The sequence below is a fragment of the Streptomyces harbinensis genome (genome assembly GCF_900116145.1).
Taxonomy (GTDB): domain Bacteria; phylum Actinomycetota; class Actinomycetes; order Streptomycetales; family Streptomycetaceae; genus Streptomyces; species Streptomyces carpaticus.
Genome location: NZ_FPAB01000028.1, coordinates 1 through 2,349, shown reverse-complemented (window position 1 = coordinate 2,349; position 2,349 = coordinate 1). Strand labels below are relative to the sequence as shown.

Annotated in this window: 2 protein-coding genes; both read right to left on the bottom strand. The window is 67.1% G+C overall.

The window, feature by feature from the left end; genetic code table 11:
- On the bottom strand, positions 1 to 1,669 hold a 1,669-nt coding region (locus BM385_RS26335), incomplete at its 3' end, for an FtsK/SpoIIIE domain-containing protein (RefSeq protein ID WP_254791747.1).
- A gap of 196 nt (positions 1,670 to 1,865) precedes the next feature.
- Positions 1,866 to 2,177 carry a ParB family protein gene (locus BM385_RS28430; protein ID WP_093844606.1) on the bottom strand — a complete coding sequence of 104 codons (312 nt, stop codon included), beginning with the start codon at positions 2,175 to 2,177 and terminating at the stop codon, positions 1,866 to 1,868.
- Between the last annotated feature and the right edge of the window lie 172 nt (positions 2,178 to 2,349).

The window sequence follows — 2,349 nt, the reverse complement described above, 5'->3', positions numbered from 1 at the left end:
CGGTGTCCTCCTCCTGGTGGTGCTCGATGGCTGGCGGAGCGGCAGCGGCGGTGTTTGCCGGCCGGGGCGGTGCAGTGCGGGTACCGAGATTGCCCAGGTAGGACAGGGAGTCGCTGCCAGCTGAGGTGATCCGGCTGGTCAGTGCCTCCCATACGGCCCTGTCGTCGTCGGTGTAGGCGTCAACGTCGGCCTCGGTGAGCAGTCGGAACACCTGTACCTCTTCGGGGCCGGTTGCGGTGCTGCTCATTGCGCGGCCGTGGATGGAGGGGAGATCGCGCCCGACGCGGGCGTCATCCCACATCATCTGTGCGGCCTGTCCTGTTGTGCGGTCCAAGCTGACGCGCTTGCGGAACGAGTCGCGAGCCAGGCCCGTTAGGAACTCCGCGTCCGGGCGCTGGATGCCCACGCAGAGGTGGATGCCGGCGGATCGGGCCAGGACCACCAGCTGCCGGAACTGGCTCATGCATGGGTGCTCTTTGGCCTTGATGGTCTTGTTCATGGCGCGGCGTGCCGCCCAGGCGTCTGCGATGCCCTCCTTGAAGACAAAGAACTCATCTACGACAAGTAGGACTTTGCTGTGATCACCCTTGCGGGCGTGGCCGGCCTCGATCTCGCCGTTGCGGCGGTGCATCTCGGCGCCGGTTGCCACCAGCGCGTCAGCGATCTCCTCGACATCGGTGATGACGGTGACACCGGGCATTCCTCGGAAATCAAGGAATTCCGTCCTCTTCGGGTCGCACAACACGACAGGAATTCCGAGGAGGCGTGCCCCGACCACGAGGTTTCGGATGTAGACGGTTTTTCCGCTCCCCGTCGGTCCGACCACCAGACAGTGAGGATCTTTGGCCCCGAGTTTCCAGGAGACGATTTCTCGATTCTCGGTTACGGCATAGGGGATTTCAAGGTCTTTCGGTTGATGGCTGGCCGGGTAGAAGACATTTGACGGAAATGGAGGGCGTGGAATAAATGACACGCGATCATTTTCGAAATCCCAGATATCCCGCCACTCTCCTGGGAGCTTTGCGTCCATCTGCATGAGCACCCGCTGTCGGAACGCGCGCGACAGATCTTTGGTCGTCGTCTGGTACTTGACCTCGATGCGGCGCATGGTGTCGCTGTCGCTGAACTCGATGTCGGCGACATCCGATGCCGTGGCGCCCATGATCGCGTGGACGACAGATGTCGTGCGCTGGCGCAGCACTGCGCGCGCGGGTGCCTCTGTCGGTCCCTCGGTGTCGCCTGTCGTGTCGCTCTCGATCAGGACGTCATGACCGAGATCGACACGACACGTGATCAGCCGGCGCCGCCGGTCCCACGTCGCCTCGACCGAGCCGCCCAGCCGTGTCGCCACGATGTCGCGGACCTTGGACCGTGCCTTGTCGTCGCGGTCATCGAACGTGGGCGGGTAGGTGATCTTGATGAGTGTCGGGATGCTCTTGACCCGCTTCCGGGCGCGGACCATGCCGGCCGGGTCGGACGGCTGGAGGACTGGCGCCAGGGCGGCGGTCAGATCCCGGACCGGGCGGGCCCTCCGCTCATGCCACGCGCCCAGGAGGGCGCCCGTGATCGCGACGGCGGCGGCTGCCCCGAGCAGCGGCGCGCGCAGCTCGGGAGCGTCCGCCCAGGTGGTCATGGCGTAGCCGATCAGGGCCAGGCCGGCCCCGGTCATGAGTGCGCGGGTGACTGGTGATGCGGGCTGAGCGGCCGGTGGTGCTGACATGCCGGGCGATTCCTCTCTGTGATTCTGCGGCCCAGCGCGCCTCCCTCTCCGGGCTTGACAGCGCTGGTAGGCTGAGACAGCGCAGCGAAGCGAGCAAGGGCTCAGCCTCCGGCGCTAATCCGCCCTCCGAGGCGGATTTTTTTCGTCACTCCTCGTGGCTCTCTTGGCCGTCGCCCTGGGCTTGGGCGGCTTGCTTGGCTGCTCGGAGGCGCTGGCGGATGACGGCTCCCCGTGCGGCTCCCTGCGGGCTGGGGCCCCGACTCACGCGGCCTGTGGCCGCCGGGAATGGCCGCCCGCCGTTGTAGGCAGCCTCCAGCCGGCTGACCTCTGACTCGATGGCTGCGCGCACCAGCTCGGAGTGATTGGCATACCCGTCCTCTGCGGTGCGGGTGTGCCACACGGCATCCCTGAGCCGATCGTGCAGCGAGTCGGGGATGGCGTACGACCTATTGCGCATCCGCTCGGGCGCCGCGGCGTCGCCGGCATCGCCGGCTGCCGACGCCCGTGGTGAGTCGTCGCGTTGGCGTGGGGGGGTGTTGTCGCGTGGTGGTGTCGTCGTGTCCTGTCGTGTCGCTGTCGCGGGGGGAGCGGCCGGCCGTGTCGCCGACGTCGCCGGCCGTGTCGCCCCC